This is a genomic window from Mesorhizobium sp. M7A.F.Ca.US.002.01.1.1, from assembly GCF_004022955.1.
In the GTDB taxonomy this organism is placed as follows: domain Bacteria; phylum Pseudomonadota; class Alphaproteobacteria; order Rhizobiales; family Rhizobiaceae; genus Mesorhizobium; species Mesorhizobium ciceri.
Genome location: NZ_RZQE01001048.1, coordinates 1 through 481 on the forward strand (window position 1 = coordinate 1; position 481 = coordinate 481).

A 481-nucleotide genomic window follows, 5' to 3' on the forward strand; every position below is an offset into this window, starting at 1 on the left:
CTGCATGCCGATCATTCCGACATCACCGCCAGGATCGGCATGCAGTTCGCATTTGGTGAGCTTGAAGGTAGAGCGCGCATTCTCGCCGAAGCCGTAGACGTGCTCGACACCGGCGGCATGGGCCATCTTGTCGAGCATCTTGAAGCGGGCATCGTCGCGGTTGAGGACGGCGGCCCCCTCGGGCTCCAGCCCCTCGAAAATCTCGGCCTTGGCCTTGGCGATCTCGTCCAGATTGCGGAAAAAGCCGAGATGCGCCGCCGCGATCATGGTGACGATGGCGACATGCGGCCTCACCATCTTGACCAGCGGACGGATCTCGTCGGGATGGTTCATGCCGATTTCAAACACGGCATAGTCGCAATCATCAGGCATCCGCGCCAAGGTCAGCGGCACGCCCCAGTGATTGTTGAAGGACTGCGCCGAGGCATGCACCTTGCCTACGGCTTGCAGCACATGGCGCAGCGCTTCCTTGGTGGTGGTC

1 protein-coding gene is annotated in these 481 nt (G+C 61.5%); it reads right to left on the minus strand.

Annotated features, from left to right (window positions below; genetic code table 11):
* The coding region (locus tag EN932_RS37630) for a Mur ligase family protein (protein ID WP_245483427.1) at positions 1 to 481 on the minus strand (481 nt) is incomplete at both ends.